The 20,481-nt window shown below is 56.9% G+C and carries 17 protein-coding genes; 11 read left to right on the top strand and 6 right to left on the bottom strand.

The window, feature by feature from the left end:
* The first annotated feature begins 258 nt into the window (after positions 1 to 258).
* Both OZX70_RS03600 and OZX70_RS03595 read left to right on the top strand, forming a co-directional pair.
* Positions 259 to 1,293 carry an ABC transporter ATP-binding protein gene (locus OZX70_RS03600; protein WP_277181860.1) on the top strand — a complete coding sequence of 345 codons (1,035 nt, stop codon included), beginning with the start codon at positions 259 to 261 and terminating at the stop codon, positions 1,291 to 1,293.
* On the top strand, positions 1,290 to 2,126 hold the full coding sequence (locus tag OZX70_RS03595) for a metal ABC transporter permease (protein ID WP_277181859.1): 837 nt from the start codon (positions 1,290 to 1,292) through the stop codon (positions 2,124 to 2,126). Before OZX70_RS03600 ends, OZX70_RS03595 begins: the two co-directional genes overlap by 4 nt.
* A 104-nt stretch (positions 2,127 to 2,230) precedes the next feature.
* Here the strand turns inward: OZX70_RS03595 and OZX70_RS03590 are convergent, their stop codons facing one another.
* Complete coding sequence (locus OZX70_RS03590) at positions 2,231 to 2,842, bottom strand: CarD family transcriptional regulator (protein WP_277181858.1); 612 nt, start codon at positions 2,840 to 2,842, stop codon at positions 2,231 to 2,233.
* A gap of 182 nt (positions 2,843 to 3,024) precedes the next feature.
* Here OZX70_RS03590 and OZX70_RS03585 point away from each other — a divergent pair, with 182 nt between their 5' ends.
* From OZX70_RS03585 to OZX70_RS03570, 4 genes are all read left to right on the top strand, one after another.
* Positions 3,025 to 3,771 carry a response regulator transcription factor gene (locus OZX70_RS03585; RefSeq protein WP_277181857.1) on the top strand — a complete coding sequence of 249 codons (747 nt, stop codon included), beginning with the start codon at positions 3,025 to 3,027 and terminating at the stop codon, positions 3,769 to 3,771.
* 122 nt (positions 3,772 to 3,893) lie between these two features.
* Positions 3,894 to 4,949: a HAMP domain-containing sensor histidine kinase gene (locus tag OZX70_RS03580; protein WP_277182094.1), complete on the top strand. Its 1,056-nt coding sequence runs from the start codon at positions 3,894 to 3,896 to the stop codon at positions 4,947 to 4,949.
* 94 nt (positions 4,950 to 5,043) lie between these two features.
* Positions 5,044 to 5,694, top strand: coding sequence for a S24 family peptidase (locus OZX70_RS03575; RefSeq protein ID WP_277181855.1), 651 nt, complete (start codon positions 5,044 to 5,046; stop codon positions 5,692 to 5,694).
* 9 nt (positions 5,695 to 5,703) lie between these two features.
* On the top strand, positions 5,704 to 7,020 hold the full coding sequence (locus OZX70_RS03570; protein WP_277181854.1) for a Y-family DNA polymerase: 1,317 nt from the start codon (positions 5,704 to 5,706) through the stop codon (positions 7,018 to 7,020).
* Between the two features lie 26 nt (positions 7,021 to 7,046).
* On the opposite strand, the gene OZX70_RS03565 is transcribed toward OZX70_RS03570, so the two are convergent.
* Entirely contained in the window at positions 7,047 to 7,763 is a 717-nt protein-coding gene (locus OZX70_RS03565) for a phosphoribosyltransferase family protein (protein ID WP_277181853.1), read from the bottom strand.
* A gap of 135 nt (positions 7,764 to 7,898) precedes the next feature.
* Entirely contained in the window at positions 7,899 to 8,681 is a 783-nt protein-coding gene (locus tag OZX70_RS03560; RefSeq protein WP_277182092.1) for an HAD-IIB family hydrolase, read from the bottom strand.
* Positions 8,682 to 8,804: 123 nt separating this feature from the next.
* Here OZX70_RS03560 and OZX70_RS03555 point away from each other — a divergent pair, with 123 nt between their 5' ends.
* Positions 8,805 to 9,242, top strand: a complete 438-nt coding sequence (locus OZX70_RS03555; protein WP_277181852.1) for a metallopeptidase family protein — start codon at positions 8,805 to 8,807, stop codon at positions 9,240 to 9,242.
* Here the strand turns inward: OZX70_RS03555 and OZX70_RS03550 are convergent.
* Positions 9,239 to 10,960 carry a DUF5719 family protein gene (locus OZX70_RS03550; protein WP_277181851.1) on the bottom strand — a complete coding sequence of 574 codons (1,722 nt, stop codon included), beginning with the start codon at positions 10,958 to 10,960 and terminating at the stop codon, positions 9,239 to 9,241. The genes OZX70_RS03555 and OZX70_RS03550 overlap by 4 nt on opposite strands.
* Positions 10,957 to 14,103, bottom strand: coding sequence for a glycosyltransferase family 2 protein (locus OZX70_RS03545; protein ID WP_277181850.1), 3,147 nt, complete (start codon positions 14,101 to 14,103; stop codon positions 10,957 to 10,959). Before OZX70_RS03545 ends, OZX70_RS03550 begins: the two co-directional genes overlap by 4 nt.
* A gap of 233 nt (positions 14,104 to 14,336) precedes the next feature.
* On the opposite strand from OZX70_RS03545, the gene OZX70_RS03540 reads away from it, so the two are divergent.
* The 3 genes from OZX70_RS03540 to OZX70_RS03530 all read left to right on the top strand — a co-directional run bounded on the left by OZX70_RS03540 (position 14,337) and on the right by OZX70_RS03530 (position 17,526).
* The gene (locus OZX70_RS03540) at positions 14,337 to 15,734 is read left to right on the top strand and encodes an LCP family protein (RefSeq protein WP_277181849.1); all 1,398 of its coding nucleotides are present in this window, start codon (positions 14,337 to 14,339) and stop codon (positions 15,732 to 15,734) included.
* Between the two features lie 70 nt (positions 15,735 to 15,804).
* On the top strand, positions 15,805 to 17,148 hold the full coding sequence (locus OZX70_RS03535; protein ID WP_277181847.1) for an LCP family protein: 1,344 nt from the start codon (positions 15,805 to 15,807) through the stop codon (positions 17,146 to 17,148).
* 99 nt (positions 17,149 to 17,247) lie between these two features.
* Positions 17,248 to 17,526 (top strand): WhiB family transcriptional regulator, encoded by a 279-nt coding sequence (locus tag OZX70_RS03530; RefSeq protein ID WP_277144447.1) that lies wholly within the window; start codon positions 17,248 to 17,250, stop codon positions 17,524 to 17,526.
* A gap of 155 nt (positions 17,527 to 17,681) precedes the next feature.
* On the opposite strand, the gene OZX70_RS03525 is transcribed toward OZX70_RS03530, so the two are convergent.
* Positions 17,682 to 19,184 carry a PAS domain-containing sensor histidine kinase gene (locus OZX70_RS03525; protein ID WP_277181846.1) on the bottom strand — a complete coding sequence of 501 codons (1,503 nt, stop codon included), beginning with the start codon at positions 19,182 to 19,184 and terminating at the stop codon, positions 17,682 to 17,684.
* 383 nt (positions 19,185 to 19,567) lie between these two features.
* Between OZX70_RS03525 and OZX70_RS03520 the strand changes: the two genes are divergently transcribed.
* Positions 19,568 to 20,386: a hemolysin III family protein gene (locus tag OZX70_RS03520; protein ID WP_277182091.1), complete on the top strand. Its 819-nt coding sequence runs from the start codon at positions 19,568 to 19,570 to the stop codon at positions 20,384 to 20,386.
* The last annotated feature ends 95 nt before the right edge of the window (positions 20,387 to 20,481 follow it).

Below are 20,481 nucleotides of genomic sequence, written 5' to 3'. Positions count from 1 at the left end.
AGTCCGCCAGGCTGTCTGCTGCGTTAAAGCGTTTAAGTACAGATGCATGGCACCAACCGATGGCGACAATCAATGGTTGGTGCCATGCATCTGTTTATTACATATCAGACTTCCCCGTCCGACTTTCCTGTTTAAACCGGCTTTCGCTGAGCGGACAATTTCATTCTAATTGAGAATGATTTTCAATTTCAATTATAATAAGTATTCATCAATCGTTAAGTAGTGTTCGAACGCCTGCAAGCGAAAAGAAAGACAACTATGAGCATCGAGACGAAAGCCAAGACGGAACAGGGAGCCGGAACCGAGGGAGACAAGCCTGCTTTGGTCTTCCGCGACACCGGTATCAAACGCGGCGAAAGAATCATTTGGCAGCATGGCAATTTTTCGATTCCCTCAGGTTCCATCACCGCCATCGTCGGCACGAACGGCGCCGGCAAAACCACGATGATGAAGGCGGAACTCGGGCTTCTCCCCCTGTTTGCCGGCAGTCTGACCGTGCTTGGCGAGGCAGCCGGCACGACCAACCATTTGATCGGCTATGTGCCGCAGAACTACGCCAGCGATATCGAATCGAACCTCACCGCAGAGCAATCAGTGTTGCTGGGGCTGACCGGGACGCGATTCGGCATCCATCCCACCACGCGAGCGCAACGGGCACAGGCGCGCGAGGCCATGGTTTTCACCGGCGTCGACGACAAACGCCATTACCGTCTTTCCGAACTTTCGGGAGGCCTGCGCCAACGAGTCGCCATCGCCCAGGCGCTGGTGGGCGGGCCAAAACTGTTGATGCTTGATGAGCCGTTGGCCAACCTTGACCTTGCCGCCCAACGTGAGACGGTGCACGTGTTGGCCAAACTCAACCACGAAATGGGCATGACCATCCAGGTGGTGGCCCACGACCTCAACATGTTGCTGCCGATCCTTGACGGCGCCGTCTATCTCTTGGACGGGCACCCGCACTATGCGAAGATGAACGAGGTCCTGGACGCCGACCTGCTCACCCATCTCTATGGTACGAAGGTGCAAGTGGTCACCACACCTCAGGGCGATATGTTCGTAACTCCAGGCCCCGACGAACCCGACGACGTCACGCCGGACATCCACAAGCCCGACGAAGTGGCCAGTTTCCATCATCATGAAGAAACCTCGACAATCGAAAACATCCATCATGATTCGAACGTCACGCAAGAAAAACCACGATATTTCGAAAAGAAGATTTCCTCCAAACCCGAGAAAGATGCGGGACAAGCGGACAGGAATGAAGGAAACCAGCGGCAGGAGGCAGGGCTATGAGCCATATCCAATTCAGTTTCAACCATGAATGGATGGAAACACTTTCGGTGCCGTTCATGCACAACGCCTTCATCGCCGGGCTTTGCATCGCTCTTGCCGCGGGAGTAATGGGCTACTTCACCATCGCCCGGCATTCGACATTCGCCGCGCACGCGCTGGCACATATCGGTCTGCCGGGAGCCACGGGAGCCGTTTTGCTGGGCCTGCCGGTCTCACTTGGCCTCGGCATCTTCGCGCTTGGCGGGGCGCTGACCATCGGGGCATTGGGCAAAAAGGCCTCACAACGCGAAATCGCGACCGGCACGGTGCTCGCCTTTGCCACCGGCTTGGGCCTCTTTTTCTCGCGCATGTCCAGTTCGGCCTCGCAGCAGATGCAGGCCATTCTTTTCGGGTCGATATTGACTATCACCAACGACCAAGTGCTGGGCTTCGCGATTTTCGACGTGCTGTTGCTCGCGGTGATGGCCATAGTCTATCGCCCGCTGCTCTTCAGCTCATTGGACGAGCAGGTGGCTCAGGCCAAGGGCGTGCCGATCGGTGTGATGAACGTGCTGTTCATGGCCATCATGGCCGGCGTCATCACCATCGCGGTGCCCGCTGTCGGCACGTTGCTCATTTTCGCGCTGGTGGTCACTCCCGCCGCCACGGCGAACATCATGACCAGCACACCGCTGCGTTCGATGACCGTTTCAAGCGTCTTGTGTCTGGTCTCGATTTGGGGCGGATTGGTCATCTCAGCCATGTTCCCCACCCCGCCGAGCTTTGTGATTGTCACCATCTCGACGCTTTTCTGGCTTGTCGCCAAAGGCGTGGAAGCATTGCGTCGCCGTTAAAAAGACGCACTGTATAGTTGAGGGCCATCTCTTCGCATCGAGATGGCCCTCAACTTATTTGGAAAATCAGACATGCGGCTTTATCAGCCGGAATCAAGAAAAAATCACTTCTTTTTCTTGGAACCTTTGGCATCCTTGTTTTCGGCTTCAATCCTTGCCAGCGTCTGGTTCGCCGGTTCTTCAGGAGCCTCGGAATGGTGCTTGGCATCCTCTTCCGTAGGCTCTGCATACCCGAGATTGACGTCAAGCAAGTGCTGGGCCTCGTCCTCTTCGATATGTTCGGAAAGCGCGATTTCGGAAGTAAGGATATTGCGGGCGCGCGTAAGCATGCGCTTCTCGCCTGCGGAAAGACCATGCTCGTCAACGTCGCGCTGGGCCAGGTCGCGCACGACTTCGGCAATCTTGTTGACCTCACCAGTAGCGATCTTCTCGACGTTCAACTTGTAACGCCTTGACCAGTTCATCTTCTCGTTGTCAACAATCGGCGTGCGCAGAATCTCAAAGACCTTGGCGACTTCCTTGCCGTCTACGATATTGCGGATGCCGACCTTCTTGGCATTCTCGACCGGCACCTCGATGACCAGCCCATCGCTGGAAAGTACCGAAAGCTGCAGATAGTCGCGTGTGACGCCTTTTACCGTACGTTTTTCGAAGGCCGTCACCTTCGCCGCACCGTGACGCGGATAAACGACAACATCTCCAACTTTGTAATCCATGGAACCTCCGAGACGCTCAAACGCAATGTGTATAAGTTTTTCACGCGCCGCGGACGTTTACCCTTGCCGCGAACCGACAAAACCGCAGAGAAACGGCTGGAAACCTCGCCTCGCAGCAAATTGGGTGCGCCGGAACCTATAATAGATTATTTGTAGCAATGTTTTTGAAAGGCGGAGGACACATGCTCAACACTTCGGCACATCAGAAGACCCCACGTACCATCTTGGTGGTCGAGGACGAGCCCGATCTCGCCACGGCAATCGCGCAACGCATCACAGCCAACGGTTGGACCGCACGTGTGGCAGGAGATGGAGCGAGTGCCGTACGCGCCGCAAGCCAAATCAAGCCTGATCTGGTCATCATGGACATCATGCTGCCCGTCATGGACGGCATCGAAGCCACCAAACGCATCATCGCCGAACGCCCGGTGCCGGTGCTCATGCTCACCGCCCGCGATTCCGAGGCCGACAAGGTGATGGGACTTTCCGCCGGTGCCGACGACTACATGACCAAGCCGTTCTCCCCGCGTGAACTTATCGCCCGTTGTGAGGCGCTGCTGCGCCGCGTCGAACGCGCCACCCTCATCGCCAAGAACAACGAGAACGAAAAGGTGCTGGACTTTGGAACGCTGGTCATCGACCCGCGTCAGCGCATCGTGACCCAAGACGGCAAACAGGTGCATCTCACCCCTACGGAATTCGACCTTCTTGCCACGCTGGCCCGCAAACCAAAGTCCGTCTTCAAACGCGAGAAGCTCTTGGAAGAGGTCTGGGATTGGCCGGACGCTTCCGGCACCCGTACTGTCGATTCGCACGTCAAGGCCCTTCGCCACAAGCTTGGCAGCGACCTGATTCGCACCGCGCACGGCGTAGGCTACGCCTTCGAGCCTCCCGAGGACGGCAACGCCGCGACGCCGTCCGTCCAGTAGCCAGCAGCAATTCAACAGCCCTACGGGGCTGCTTTTCATATACATTGATTTACAAGGGTTTATAAGAGAATACAGTGACTACAGCGAAGAACAACCGCACACATCAATCCGGCAAGAAAATATTGGACAACGAACGCCCGATAGGCTTGTTCTCATCGTTGAAGGCCGAGCTGAGCGTCATCATCGTTGTGGCAACCGCCATCGCCTTCGTCATGGCTTGGTTCCTCCTGAAAATGGGATTGAGCGGGTGGATCGCCATGCCGCTGACGCTTGTCGTAGCTCTCGGCATCACCTACTTCTTCTCACGCGGCCTGACCGCTCCCCTGCGCCAGATGCGCGACGCGGCCAAGGCGATGGCTGAAGGCGACTACACGGTGCGCGTCAAGGTGGGTACCCGCAGCAACGACGAGGTGGGCCAGCTCGCCCGCTCGTTCAACGAGATGGCCGAGGAGTTGCAGCACGCCGACCGGATGCGGCGCGACATGATCGCCAACGTCTCCCACGAACTGCGCACTCCCGTCTCCGCGCTGCAGGCGATGCTCGAGAACTTGGCCGACGGCGTTGTGGAACCCACTCCCGCCAATCTTGAAGGGATTCTGAACCAGACCCATCGTCTTTCCGACCTCATCGCCTTCCTACTCGACCTTTCACGTATGGAGGCCGGGGCGGCAAGCCTCAATATCGAGCAGTTCAACTTCGCCGACTTCATTGACGAAACGCTGGAACCGCTGGAAATCGCCGATGCCGGCCACGCCCACGACGTCGACGTGCATGTGCCCGATTCGATTGAAATCGAAGGCGATCAGGACAGGCTGCGCCAGCTTTTCACGAACATCATCTCGAACGCTTTCAAACATTCGCCCGACAACACCACGGTGCTGGTCGAAGCCCACGAAGACAAAATCCACGGCACCGTGGTCACCAACGTCGTCAATTTCGGCTCGCAGATTCCTCCCGAGGCGCGTGCCGACATCTTCCGCCGTTTCGTCAAGGGCAAGTCCGGTCCAGGCACCGAATCCGGCGGCACCGGCCTCGGGTTGTCCATCGCACGCTGGGCGGCACAGCTGCACGGCGGCAACGTCAAGGTCGTCGATGACAACCGCGGCACCGATTTCGAAATCACGCTGCCGAAATTCCATATCGTAGACGATGAGCCTGCCGGGGAAACGACCCTCTGATCTTTATAGAATCGTACACTTGTTCTATTTTTATTGTCTCGACTGTTTGACACAATGATATTCGAACAAACGTTCGAATATTTGGAGGTGTGAGATGGCATCGACAGCATCATGCAGACTGGCAGGCAATGATTCGAGGCAGGGTTGCAGGGTCACTCAGATTTTTCGCTCGACACTGGCGCCGACACCAGTCCCCATCGCGCTGGAGGCGGTGCATGCAGGTTTTCCCTCTGTAGCACAAGATTATTTTGCCGGTGATTTCAGCTTTGACGAACACATTATCCGCAATCCAGACACGACTTTTATCATCACGGTCGCCGGGGACTCCATGGAGGGAGCAGGCATCTGGGACGGCGACCTTTTGGTGGTCGACCGCTCGCTTGAGCCACAAGCCGATGACGTGGTAGTGGCCGTTCTCGATGATGAGCTGACCGTCAAACGTCTTGTTATGCGCGGAACGACACCGATTCTGCATCCGGAGAATCCCCATTATCCTGATTTCTCCCCCGAGAACGCCGAAGAACTGGTGATTTGGGGTGTCGTCATCGGCAATTTCCATACACAAAGCCGTTCCAGTCGGTTCGGCTCCGCTTTGCCTGGAATCACTCGTCCTGGCATGTCGGCCACATCCGGATACAAAACCGACGCCATCGAGAGAGCGAACGGAACCACCGGACTTGCGGCACACAGCCGAGGATGGTCCGGCGGCGCCACCATCTACCCCTTCCCACAGCGGCATAACTAACAGGCCGTCATGAGCGAATCGCTTCAGGTACTGGCCGACGCAAACAGTTTCTTCGCCTCCTGTGAACGCGTTTTCGACCCGAGACTTGCCGATAAGCCGGTCGTGGTGCTCTCGAACAATGACGGATGTGTGGTGGCCCGTAGTGCGGAGGCAAAGCAACTGGGCATCAAAGAGGGCACGCCATGGTTCAGCATCCGAGAAGAGGCGGAACAGGCCGGCGTGGTGGCCCGCAGCTCTAACTACGAGCTGTACGCCAGCCTGTCGGCGCGAATGATGTCAGTGATGAGCCGGTTCATGCCAGGTCAGGAAATCTATTCCATCGACGAGTGCTTCCTGAACCCCTCAACGGGCACTGCAGAGACCATGCAGATTTCGAAGGCCATGCGCAAGGCCGTGTTGGAAGGCGTCGGCGTACCGGTGAGCGTAGGCATCGCACCGACGAAAACACTGGCCAAAGTGGCCAACCACTGGGCCAAAAAGCATCCCTCAAGCGGCGGGGTGAGCCTCTTCAGCGACATCGAAGCGCAATATGGCGATGCCGCTCTCGCCTCCATACCGGTGAGCGACGTATGGGGTGTAGGCAGACGACTCACACGCAAATTGCAGGCTTTGGGCATCCTCACTGCGCTCGACCTGCGGAATCAGGACCCGGTGTCTATCAGGCATCGTTTCTCCATCACCTTGGAACGCACCGTGCTGGAACTCAAGGGGATTCCCTGCATCGTCGGTGATGCGAGCGCCAATGACGGCAAACGCAAGTCGGAAATCCTGTGTTCACGCATGTTCTCAAAACCCGTCACCGACATGGCCCAACTGAATCAAGCCCTGAGCGTCTACGCCCAAAAGGCGTGCCGCAGGCTGCGCCGTCAGTCAAGCCTGTGTTCGCACGTCGCCGCATTCTGCGCCACGAGCCCGTTCGGTCCGGAAAACAGCTATCAGTCCTTTCATGCGACGACCACCCTGCGCGACCCGAGCGACGACCCGCTAATCATCGCCAAGGCCGCGTGCGAGGCCATGCGCGGCCGGGCCGACCCGCACGCCCGTTATATTCGTGCCGGGGTGCTCCTGCTAGGGCTGCAGGACGCCAAGGATTTCAGCACTTTACACGGGTTCGAAGCCAGACGGGACGATCACAATCTGGGAGCCGTCATCGACGAGGCCAACAAGAAATTCGGTACGGCTCGTGTCGGCATCGGCTATGGCGGGATGCGCGGAAAAGGACGCGGTGATGAGGATACGTCAGCCTCATGGACGATGAGGCGCGAGATGCTTTCCCCCCGTTGCACGACACGTTGGGACGAGATGGCTGTGGCCCACGCCAATTAGCGAATCCAACCGCCGATACAACCCCGTTATTCGTCCCGATTCGGAGTACAAGCCAACGCAAGACCGATGACATCACAGGCCCCGGCTGCGCGCAACGCGGATATGCACTGCCCCATCGTGGCGCCAGTGGTCACGATATCGTCTACGACGATAAACAACGAGTCGTCACCCCTCAAATCCCCGACAACCTGCACATGCCCTTCAATCCTTCGCGAACGGGATGCGGCACCTGACGCCTGTACGGATTTGCCATATACCCCTTCAAGTTTCAACACTGGTCTGACTTCAGCTGAAAACCCATGGTCATTCAAACGGCGAGCCATCAACCTGGTAAGCGGCAATGTCTGCCATCGACCACGGCGGTGCATGGAAGCTGCCGACGAGGGTGCCGGAACCAAGCTAAGAATCCGGATTCGTCCATAAGACGTCGGCCTTTCAAGTACCTTTAGGGCCAAATCAACGAGCACTGATGCAAAATCGCAGTCACATTCCTCATCGCCGTGGTCTTTCCAATCGAGAATCGCATGGCGCACAGCCCCTTGATACCAAGAACATCCATAGCAGCGGCCGACATCGCCAGGAAGCACTTTGCGATAGACATGCCGAAAAAGCAGCATGCAAGAAGAACAAAGCACCTCATCCGGTTTGTCGCATCCCGCACAGCCACGCGGCAGCAGGAGATCGCGAATGGCAGCAAACCAAAATCGTAATGCATCAAAAAATCGCGAAACTACAGTTCCCATATCTCAAAGCTAGCGGATTCTCCGTTAGAACCGACGCAAAACCGACCACTGTGGTCGAATGCTGTGGGTTATCCACATTCCGGGCGTGTCGCAATAGGATATGCACAATCCCGACAGCGAATCCTGCTGCCTCAGCTACGACAAGGCCGCGATAAGACGGTCGCAGACCTGAAGCGTATCAAGAGGCCCGGCGACGAGAATCGGCTTCGTGCCGATGACAGCTGCGGGATAGTCGTTGCCATCCGGATCCATACGGTCGCCGATAAAAACGACCTGATCGACGTTACATCCCAAAATGCCGCACAACTTACGCACAGCATAGGCCTTGTCGATGCCACGGGCAGAGATGTCAATGCTCGTTGACCCACCGGAACGCACCAGCAGATTGGGCAAATCAACGGCCACCGCTTCTGCAAGCCGGTTTTTCTTGCTGTTGTCAGGGTCCCAATGTTCCTTTTCGTCCAACGGGGCTTCCTGCCCCAAGGCCGAAAACGTAATCTGGCTGCCACGATCCTCGATACGGTGCCCCCAGGCATGTTCCAGCCAAATGCCCTGCTCACGCGCATGACGTTCGATCGAGGCAATGGCGCTTTTGCGGTCGGCCATATCAAGGTCGTTGGAATAGACACACTGCCACTGGCCATCGTTCCAGCGAAAATAACGCGTACCGCTAGTCGGCATGACATGGATGCGGGAGCGGCAGGCATCAGGTTCAAGCACATCGAGCACCTGGCTTTTGACGAGCTCGAAACGGCCACCAGTGATGACGGCCACATCGATGAGGTGAGTCAGAGTGGAAAAGCGCGAGGCCATGTCAGCATGCATGGGTTTCTTTGAACGGGCAAGCGTGTTGTCCAAATCGAAGGCGATCACCTTTACGTTGTCAACAAAATTGGAAAGATCATGGTCGTGCCACATTTCTATCGCCGCATTCGCCCCTGCTGCCATCGATTGCTCCGTTCGTTTCGCGGGTGACCCCACTACCCAATATCCCTTTATGTTACGACTACCAATGCCTATGGCGCACCATAGAATGAAACCATGTTGCGACCACCTTGGCAGGCCCACGTCTATCGGAATCGGCATGGACGGGGTTCGAGAACGCCGATGTTCGGCGTACGTCTACCTCGTTATCGCACACGTAGCGGCATGTTCGACGACATGGTCTCCTCGCAGATCCGACGGCTTCTGACAGCATGGCCGGAGCTTGTGCGCCCGGTGCAATTCGCTGTCGAAGATGTGCCACCATCCACCCCTGCACCTTGGGAGCCCAAACGCAACCCGACATCCCAGAGCTTCAATGCCAATCACGGCATTCCTGCCCGCATTGTGCTTTACCGGATGCCCATGCAGATGCACCATCCCAACAAAACGGAACTCGAATGGGCCATCCGTGACGCCTTGGTCTCAAGACTCGCCGATCTCTATGGCCGCCGGCCCGAGGAAATCGATCCGGACTGGACCGGCACCGAACTCTAGCGCACGATACCGGCGTTGTCGTTGACCCACACCTGCATATTCCGCGGTTCGAGGGCCGAGGAAGCAAGATAGGCGACTGCGGCAAGCTTGTCCCCTGTCACATCCGATTGGGTAAGCCTCATGCCCATGGACACGTTTTTCCCGTTTTTCAACGTGAACATCACGGCATTCTGGTCAACGTCCTTGGCCGCGATACTCATTCCGGCGTACGCCGGAATCGTAATCTCTTTGCTTCCCGCCGGCTTGCCTGAGGCATCATAGCCGCGCAAGGACGCTTTGGTCTCACTATCCGAGGTATTCAGGAACGTAAGCGCTCCCTCGGTATGATCGGGGACCACGACTGCCGTTTGGTCAAAAGTCCCGGTAGGCGACACATAGGCGAAATCGGTTCCGGAATCCGCGTTCTGGGTCACTTTGGCCGTGACATCAATAGGACTTGCCGCACTTGCTTCAAGCCCGTCGACTCCTTCGGGAGCCTTGCCCAAATCGACCGGAACGACTTTACCTGCCTCAAGATGCTGCGTCTTGGCCGGTGTCGCCCCATTGCCGTCAACCCATGAAAGGTTCAGATCCGTATCAAGCTGCGAACGGGCGAAAACGGTTACATCGTCATCGCCAGCAATCCCCGGCAGATAGGCCTTTTTCGAAGCGGCGTTCAGCGGCACCGCGTAATCAGAGCCCTTGGCATTGAGCCCATCCATCTCTACGCTGCGCACGACCGCGGCAATCGGTGTCTCTTTGCTTTTGACCTTGACGAAAAGAGCTTCGTTATTGGGGGCTGCTGCGGACAGTTCCAAGGTCGCCTCGCCATTGGCCCCGATATTGACGATGTTGCCTGTGGAAAGCTGCAGAGGTGTACCGTGCTTGGTGCTGAAGACCTGAACCTGCAACGAGGTGGCTTTCGCCGAGAAATTGGCAACGGACAATTGCTGCGTCGCTCCCGTGGTGGTGGGGCCGAGCAGGAAATCCTGTTCCAGCGATGGCGCGACGCAAGTGGAGGCGGACAGGCCCTTCAAATCGCCGTCAGTGGCCCATGAAGCCACGGATGCGGCGGCACCGGTACCGGATTTTGCCGCCAACAGCCGCGTTTCAAACGCCTGCGAACCCTTATCGACAGAACCGGAATAGGTTTTGACGCTCGCGCTGTCGACGGTGTCGCCACCAGAAAGTTTCTTGTTGTCCGCTTCACTGCCATTGGTGACCGCGCCGACGGTGGCCTCATAGACAGAGCCGAAAGCTGAGTAGCGTGCAGACGAGGTCATATTGCCTTCCGAGGCTTGGAAAGCGCTGTCACCATATTTCTCATTGTCGGAAAGCGCCATGCGCGAAGGGCAGTAATAGGTAAGATCAGTCTGGTTGACTTGCTTCGCGGCGGTGGCATTACCGGCCTTGGCGGAATCGACAAGCCAGCCGGGCAAAGGCAGGAGCACCACCGCGACAATCAAAGCGACCAGTACGATGACGGTAATCACGGCCAGCAGAACGCGTGAAACGACACGTGAACGTGGCACAGCTACGTCTTCCGTCTCAGAACCGGTTTCCGAAACTTGCGTTGGGACGTCGTTCACTGCATTGCCGATATAGTCTGAACGCTCAGGAAACGCCGAAACGGCAGGAGGTGCCGGCGGGGTCGGAACGGCCTGTTGATCAGATGGAACAGTGGGACGACGCTTGTCGCTATCCATGTCGTTGTTCATAGTGTTCTTCCTGTTGCTCATGCCTGCTCCCGCCCGTATCTGCGCGTTCTGGGAAATGCCACCAGAACGTAAATCACCATTACCAATCCCAAGCACCACAGCCAGGTCCTACGCCAAGTGCTGTGTTGGGCGGCATTCTGACCCTTAAGCGACACACCTTGCTTATTTTCGTCCACTTTTGTCAATCGGTAATAGGTTCCGTTTGAAGCGTTCACCAGTGATTGGGCACCATCGCTGGAGTTGATGTTGCTGAACAGACGCAATGTGGCGTCCTGGTCAGAAGCGGATTTGTCGGCGGAAACGTAGATACCGCCAAAACCAAGTTTGGTCAGAGAATTGATGGCATCGTCGTTGCCATTGGAAAGCAATTCGCTGCTTGCCTTGGCAATCAGATCAACCGACAGATCACTGGTGCCGGAAGCAACACTGGCCTTCCATGCAGGAGAGACGTCGACAAGGTCACCGCGACGTGTTCGCATCACAGAAAAATCGATGTGATTGCCGGATACAGCCTGAAGTGCCAAGATTCGATGGCTTTCATTGTTTTGCAGATAGTCTACTGCAACCATGGGCAATCCGGCATCGCTTGCCTCAACCTGGTTGCCTCGTGACATCATGCCGAATGCTCCGGCCAGGCAAACGGAAATTGCCAGTACCACGACGAGCATCGCACGCCCGAATTTGATGGCCACACCTTTAACTTTGCCCTGAGCAGTGTCGGTCTGAAGGTTCTGCTTGTCCTGTTCGCTTTCCGAAATCCTCAAAGGTACGAAACGCTTGACGGCGCCACCGGAAACGATACAGGCACAAGAGAGCAATGCCAAAAGGGTCAGCATGACACCCGGCAGCACGGACGCGGCGAAAGCGTCACTGCCTTCGACAGATACGCAGATACGCGCAGCGGCCATAGCAAGTACGAGCCCAGTAAGAGCTACGAACCACATCATTCTCGAGGCTCGAAGCGCGAACGGCAGCAGCAACGCGACCACGGCCACCACGACGATGACACACAGTGCGGCCAGAATCCCCAAAGATTCCCATCCACGCAGGCTGATGAACAGTCGCGAGCTCATTTCGCCTCCGAACGGAAGGGCGAAAGCACGCGAAATGACCTGCCCGAAGGAGAGCGAGGCCGGTGCTGAATCCGGCAGAGGTTGAAGGACGTCGGCGAAGAGCTGCCTCCAAGCCCCCACATTTGCATAATGGACGCTGTTGACCAGCGTCGGCAGCAAAAGCGCCAATCCGGGCACCGGAATAAGCAGCAACATGAGCCGGTGCGAACGGACGACGAAAAGGAAAAAGACCAGACAGACAATCAGGGGGAATATCAGCTGCGGCTCACAGGCCACGCTCACAGCGAAGCACAATGCCGCACAACCTGCAGCCTGAATGGAAGCATGCGAATGTACCAAGTCCTCGGTGCCATACATCCCCACGGCCCTAAACGTGAACGCAAAGGCCGCCGGCAGGAAGACCATCGTCATCAGCAACGGAATATTGGCATTGCCGAACGCGCCCAGAGCAAAAGCCAAAGCGACCCAGAGCAACCCGACGACCACACGCACCCAGTCGGAACGGGTGAATACACCTGCCAAGGCCCAGAAGGCCAGGGCCATAGCCGGTGCGGCAAGGAAGTACATCAACGAAATGGCAAGGACAGGATGGCCAATCGTAACCACGGAGACCACAAGCCAGACCATGAGCCATGGCGCGGGAGGCGCCGGCACACCGATGCCGATCCCAAACGCCCACGGCGTACTTGCCGCCGAAAGCAATGTCGAAAAACTCGCCCCGCTTGGCAACAACGATGACGAATAAAGGCTGGAACCACCCAAAACCTCACGGAATACGTCCCATTCAAAGGCAACAACCACCACAAAGGCCACAACGGACATCAGAGCGGCAAGACCAAAACGCCGTACAGCGCGCATGCGCAGGTGGCTTTTCGCAAGAGGACTCAAGAGCTCGGTATGCTGCTGGCTATCGAGAGCACGGCTGCGCTTGCGCCATTCCTCAATCTGCTTATGGTCGGCCGTGAGCAGATCCAATGCCGCCGTTCCGGCCCCGTGACGTATCTTCTGCTGACGACGGGCGTGAATCATCTGCGGCAATTCACCCAGAGCGCGCCAAGGCAGGCATAAGATGCACCACGCTCGCCACGGGCTTTTGGCAAGAAGAGCGCCAATGGCATGCAACAGCGCACGGAAAAGATTCAGCACCCACATAAGCGGCCAGACTAGAGTGCGAATATCGGTGTAATAGTATTTTTGCGCGGCGTCGAGAATCGATGACGTGGAATCCAATGGGTTGTCTTCGTCGATGGGCTCGCCTGCACGGCTACGTATGCCTTCGAAACGCGCGCGACGGTGTGCGATATGAGCTTGCGGTACGACAATGACGCGCCCGCCGCCCTCGCAGATGCGACGCGAGAAATCGGCGCTTTCGGCATAGGTGGTGAACCACGGATTGATTTCCCCGGTATCTTTTTTGGTCTGCAAAGGCAGCAAGGCACCGGCCAGCGAAACGGCAAACACATCGGCACGTCCGTCATACTGCTCCTGGTCAGGTTCACCGTCGACCACGAGGCTTTCCAAACGGTGCTTGCCGGCGTAACTGCCGACATCGTGGAGAGCCGAACCAGACCAGTCAAGCTGTTTGGCACCTATCAGCGAAACCGTAGGCGTATTATGCCAAGCTTCGACCAATGCTTCCAGACAACTGTCACCCACAGGCCTGGAATCGTCATGCAAAAGCCAAAGCGCACGGATGGAGGCGGGAAGACTGGCATAACGGAACGCTTTGCCCACGGCATCGGAAAAGGAACGTGCCCCGGCGGCACGCACCAGTTGAATATCCACGCGTTCGGGAGGTTCCGGCATAAGCTGCTGTGCCGCACCATGGCCAAGCTCAGGCAGAGACGAGACGGTGAATCCGGTGCGCATCGGCTGCGCCGTACCACCCGTGCAATCGCCGATGACGATGGTGCGTGGCAGAACTTTCTGACCCAACAACGCATGCAAGGTCGCTGGGAAAAACCGGACATCATGTTCGACGGATACAATCGCGGCGACACTTCGGTCGACTGTCTGCCCGTTTATCCGGGGCCTGGAACCGATTACCTCGGCCACAATTCGTTTGATATCGACACTGCCGTTGGAACTCATGCTCACCAGTGTAGACGATGGCCTCGCTAGCGTCCCATGGCAAAACAATATGGAGAAATTCTGGTTTATATTGACCATTATGTATAGTAAATGCTCATGCCCGACGTGGCTCTACCATCAGATTTTCAGGTAAAATTCAACCTCTAGGCATACAATGCCCTCTAGGAACAGTGAATGACAGTCCCGCAGCGGCCTTCGAGGCTTCGGTTGGCGGGTAGACAGAAAGGCAAGATATGGCTTCACACCGTATCAAAGACCTCAAGATACCTAACCTCGGCGGGTGGCGCACTCCCAAACCCATGCACGGAACCGCCTATTTCGTCCGTCATCGGGTGCGTAGCGCCATCATCATGACCATGGTGGGTATTCTGGTTTTTGTTTCGACTGCGGTAGGTGTCGCTGCCTTCACTTTGGTCAATGCGCCCAAAAGTGTCAAGACTGTTATCCAAGCACACGGCAAAGAGGAAAAACTCGTCGACCCGAACGAAGGCAAACCGATCGAATTCCTGGCTTTGGGGCAGGATACACGAGACGGCGGAGACAATGCCTCTCTCGGCGGAGGTGACGATTCGGGCGAACACAACGCCGACACCACCATGGTGGTGCAGATCAGCGCCGACCGCTCCTATATCAATCTGGTCTCGATCCCCCGCGATTCCCTGGTCAACGCACCCAGCTGCCAGACCACCAAAGGCGTCCTCCCCGCGCAGCGCAACGTCATGTTCAATTCCATTTTCGCCGACGGCTGGAACGAAGGCGGCGATCTCGCCAGCGCCGCAAGCTGCACGATGAACGCGGTCAACGCGTTGACCGGCCTCAAGCTCGAACATTTCATCGTGGTCGATTTCCAAGGACTTCAAGGGATGATCAATGCCATCGGCGGTGTCAACGTCTGCCTGCCGACCGACACGAAAGACGATTACACAGGCCTTGACCTGAAGCGAGGCCTCCAGCATCTCGACGGCACCCAGGCCACGGAATACGCCCGCATGCGCCACGGAACCGGCACCGACGGCAGCGACATCATGCGTGCGGCCCGCCAACAGTATCTGGTCAAGGAGATAATCGCCGAAGCGCTGTCGAAGAACCTTTTGACCAACAGCCAGCAGCTCTACCGCCTGGCCCATGAGGCCTTGAAGTCCCTGAACATTTCCAGCGGTCTTTCCAACGCCACTACGTTGGCAGGGTTGGCCCTAAGCCTGCACAGTATCAAGCAGGATCACATCTACGCGCGCACCATCCCCGTCGTCCCGGCACCAACCGACCCGAATAACCGTGTCGTCTGGGCCGATAACGCCGATGAGACCTGGGCTGCGCTGCGTGAATACAAGCCTTTGACCCAGCAGGACATGTCCACGCAGAACACTTCCGGGCAGAGCCAAGATACAACGGGGCAAAGCCAAAATTCCGACAACTCCAACGGTACGCAGTCCCAGCAACAGCAGCAAGGTACGCCAGATCCGAAGACCGGCCTCATCACCACCTCCGACGGCAGACTTATCGACCCCGTTACCGGAGGAACCGTCGACCCGGACAACGGCATGATCCACGATCCTGTGACCGGCCAGTATATGGGCGTCGCCAATCAGTACCTCAACGCGACCGTATGTGCGGTTCCTGCGCAGAAGTAAGTAAACCCTCCCCTGTTTACACCTTCCCGCGAGTAAAAGTAGTAACTGCTTTTAGCTTTCGGGAGGGTATATGGTCAAGCAGTCAGGTGGATTCGACGCGCAGGGCACCCCACCCAGCTTCATACCCTCCGGGGCACGGAAGCGTCCGGATACGGGCCGTGTACCGGTTCCTTCAAATCCTTCCAATTCGCAGATTCCTCCTGCATTTTCCCCTACAAAGCCACGGAAAAGAGCTGCGAACCGCCAACCCGTTCGGCAGCCGGCTGCACCTGCAGCACCGGCTTCACTTCAGCCGCGGGTACCTCGTCAAAGCACCGGTTCCTCACGTGTTGCTTCTGTGGCACGCTCTTCGTCTTCCCGCAATTCGGGACACGGATATGGCGGTTCCGCAATGCCTCCACAACGTCCGAACCGTTCCCAACCTTCAGATTTTAACGATGTGGTGGCAAAACCGCATAAAAAACACCACTGGATTCTCACTACTCTGCTGGCTGTCATCCTGGTCATCGTTCTGGCGCTTTTCGGCTGCTGGAATTGGGCCAATTCTCAACTCGACAAAACCGATTGGCTCACCGGCAAGGCCGATACCGACGGTACTTCCTGGCTGGTGCTGGGATCTGACGAACGCGATGATTCCGGTATCGGCGGCAGCGCCGACGATACCCCAGGCTTCCGCACCGACACCATGCTTGTGCTGACCAAGCCAAAGCACGGTAGTTCCTCACTCATTTCGATTCCACGCGATTCGCTGGTCAAGGTCGACGGAAACAGCATGAAGCTCAACGCCGTCGCTGAGACGCAGAGCAAGAAAACGCTGCCCGGTGAAGTCGAAGGCATCACCGGGCAGAAAATCGACCATGTCGCCGAAATCAAGTTCAATGGACTGACCAAGGTGGTCGATGCCCTGGGCGGCGTCAAGCTTTGCTATGACAGCACAGTCAAAGACGATTATTCCGGGCTCAACTGGCAGGCCGGCTGCCATGTGGCCGATGGCGGCACGGCACTGGCCTTCTCGCGCATGCGCTACTCCGATCCGAAAGGTGATTTCGGACGCGCCGAACGGCAACGCGAGGTCATCGGAGCCATCATGAGCAAGGCTTCATCGTCCGACACTTTGAAGAATCCGGCAAAGACGCAAAAAGTCGCCAAAGCCGCTCTTTCCTCCATCGAAGTCGACAAACAAACCAACCCGTTGACGCTGGTGTCGATGGCTCTGGCATTCAAGTCCGCCACCGGAAAACAAGGTATAACCGGCTCGCTCTATTGGACCGACCCAGACCACTATGTCGAAGACGTGGGTTCAACCGTTCTTCTGGACGATACGAAGAACCTCGAATTGTTCAGCCAACTCGCCTCAGGCACCCACAAGCCGGGGACGGTCGGCACCTTGGCTGAAACGGTAGCGCAAAATTAATACTATTTTTCTGGCAAAAACCCTTGAAAAAATGTAATTTTCGTGATTATCTAAGTAGTGGAATGCAGTCGAGGACAAATAGGAAGGTCGTTTGCTTCTATGAGTAATGCTTTTGATTGGCGGGCCAAGGCGGCATGTCGCGACAAGGATCCGGAGCTGTTCTTCCCTGTCGGTAACACGGGCGCTGCCTATCAGCAAATCGAAGAGGCCAAAGCCATCTGCCGTACCTGCAAGGTCATCGATGCGTGCCTGAAGTGCGCGCTCGACACCAATCAGGATTATGGCGTCTGGGGAGGTCTTAGCGAAGATGAGCGTCGCGCTCTGAAGCGTCGCGCCATGCGCGCTCGCCGCAGCCAGAACATGCAGATGCAGGTCTGACTTCGTTGCTGGCTGGCGCACCGCCAAAAGGCGCGTCGCCTGTGAATGGGCTTGTTCACAGTTTCTTTATATAACAAGCGTTCCCTACGGTTCTTAGAAATCGTAGGGAACGCTTGTTATATGACTATTCATCAGCACCAGCTGATGAGCCCGTGTCAGTACTCTCCCTCATCGCCTTCCTGCGCCGCACGCAGATTGATGTCGAGGATGACGCGCGTACCGCCGCCGTGACGCTCGTCCCAGCGCACTGTGCCGTTGAAGTCGTTGGTCACGAAAGTGTTGATGATCTGCGTGCCCAGCCCTGAACCGGAGGAACGTGCCATGCCGTTGTCCTCCTCCGCGGCCAGTCCGGAACCGTCGTCTTCGACCACGACGTTCAAATGATTGCCGCTGCGTCCCACGGAAATGGTGATGTTGCCTTCCTTGCGGTCTTCGAAACCGTGCTCCACTGCATTGGTGATGAGCTCAGTCAAAACTAAGGAAAGCGGGGTGGCATCCTGGGCCGGCATCATGCCGAACTTGCCGATGTAGCGGATATGGATGTGCTGGTCGTCCATCGTCGCAAGATCGACGCTCATCTTGAGCAAATTGGAAATCACGGCGTCGTAGTCGACGATCTCGTTGACGGTCTGGCTCAGGCCCTCATGCACCGTGGCGATGGTCTGAATGCGCCGCTGCGCTTCCTTGAGCTCGGTTTTCACCTCCTGCGATTTCGTCTTTCGCGCCTGCAGACGGAGCAATGCAGACACTGTCTGGAGATTGTTCTTTACCCTGTGGTGGATTTCGGAGATGGTGGCATCCTTCGTTTGCAGTTCCTGTTCGCGGCGACGCAGTTCGGTGACATCGCGGCAAAGCACTATGGCTCCGGCGCGACCAGTTTCGTTGTAGAGCGGCAACGAATGCATCGACACCATAGAATTGTTGGCATCGAGCTCACAATCGGCGGCCGCTTTGCCGCTGAGGACCAGCGGCAGGGTCTCGGGTACCGGGTCATTGGGATGGAGCAGTTGCGTTCCTATTTCGCTCAGATAGTGCCCTTCCATTGCGGTGATGGCGCCAAGCCTGCGGAAACAGCTGATGGCATTGGGAGCGGCATACTTGACGATGCCCGTTGGCCCAAGAATGATGAAACCGTCCGAGACCCTGGCATTGTGCTGCTGGCTTATCAGCGCGTCGTGATACGGGAATTGGCCTCGGGGTATCATTTCGAAAAGCATCTTGCCGGCGTTGATGCTTTCGGATTCGTAGCGGCCATTGGATTCGCGGGTCGACATGTTCGTCTCGCGCACTACCACGCCCAGCGTCTTGTTGCCGCAGCGCACCGGCGCATAGACGTTGCACACACTTGATTTGCCGACCTGGTGCAACGTCGTGGTGTGGAGCACGCCTTCCGCACTCATCGCGGTATCGATTTCACCAACAAGGTTCGGTGACACCTCGTCGCCGACGGCATCATCGCTGCGCATCGTCATCACAGTGGAGGGACGGCACTGTTCGGCGACGATGTATTTGCCATCGTCACGCCGAACAACCAGGAGAAGGTCTGCAAAACTCAGGTCGGCGACAACCTGCCAGTCCGCCACCAACAAATGAAGCCATTCACGATCGCCGGCGTCGAAATCGGACTGCGCGGCGAGAATCTCATCAAAATCAGCCATAGTTCAATGATACTATGAGTCGGTTTCGCGGGTGTTGCCGGTCTTAAAGAAATATGTCACTAACTAAGGTTACGATGTCGTAAGTTACGTTCGCGTAAGCAATGTCATTTCTCAAATATTTACGCGACGTATCCGACCGGCGTAGAGACAGTTGAGACCTTGGAGGGACCATGTCCGACAAGTCCGTCAAAAACACTGCAGATGGCACCTTAGCCATCAATCCGTATCAGCATGCCTCCGCTCAAAATGGCAACAGCTCGGCATCGGAGCACGCGAAACAAAGCGGTTTGAATCGCCATAACGCAAATCCTTCCATTTCCGGCAAACCGATCAAAGACCCCAAAACCGTCGAGGCCACTGTCACCAAGGCCCAGCAGCAGGCCATGGAAGCCAAAGCCGACGCCATCCGTACGCAAGCACATAGCAAGGCCGACACCATCCGCCGTAAAGCCGACGGGCGGGCGGCATACGTCATCGCCCGAGGCGAGGTCAAAGCCGCCGAGGCACTAGGCATCACTCCCCCGCCCATGCCCGGTCGCAAGGTCCGTCTCGACGTCCACGGACGTCCGAAACCGCTGCTGAGAGGCTGGATTCACGCCATCGCGGCGCCCCTTGCCCTCGCTGCCGGAATCGTGCTCATCTGCCTCGCCCACGGAGCTGCGCTCAAATGGGCGTGTGCTGTCTTCATGATCTGCTCGATGATCCTGTTTACCAATTCGGCCGCCTATCACTTGGGCGATTGGTCGGCCAAGACTACGGACATCCTGCGACGCATCGACCACATGAACATCTTCCTCTTGATCGCCGGGACCTACACACCGGTCTCGTTCGCTCTGACGCCGAACTGGCGCAACGGGGTAATCGGCGGGATGTGGGCCTGCACGCTCGTGGCACTCCTGATCCATGTCATCTGGATCAATGCCCCACGCTGGCTATATACGGCCGTCTACATCGTCTTCGGTGTCTCCGGCGTGGCCTTCCTCGACCTCTTCTGGTTCTCACCCTATGCAGGTCCTGCAGTGGTCGTTCTGCTCGCGGCGGGCGGTGCCTGCTATATCGCCGGGGCCATCGTCTACGCGCTGCGTAAGCCAGACCCTTGGCCACGCGTCTTCGGGTTCCACGAAATCTTCCACTTGGGCACGGTGGCCGGTTACGCCTGCCATATGGTGGCCATCTACATGGTCATCGTCAACCTGCGGTAATGCCGAAAACGTCTCGTCCTAGAAAAAAATTCTCCGTATAGCCTACAGGTCTTTTAACAACATTTCGCAGCCGATTTTCATATCCCATATCTTGA

It is taken from the genome of Bifidobacterium sp. ESL0732 (assembly GCF_029395535.1).
In the GTDB taxonomy this organism is placed as follows: Bacteria; Actinomycetota; Actinomycetes; order Actinomycetales; family Bifidobacteriaceae; genus Bifidobacterium.
The sequence above is the reverse complement of the archived record's forward strand: the minus strand, read 5'-3'. Positions and strand labels throughout refer to the sequence as shown.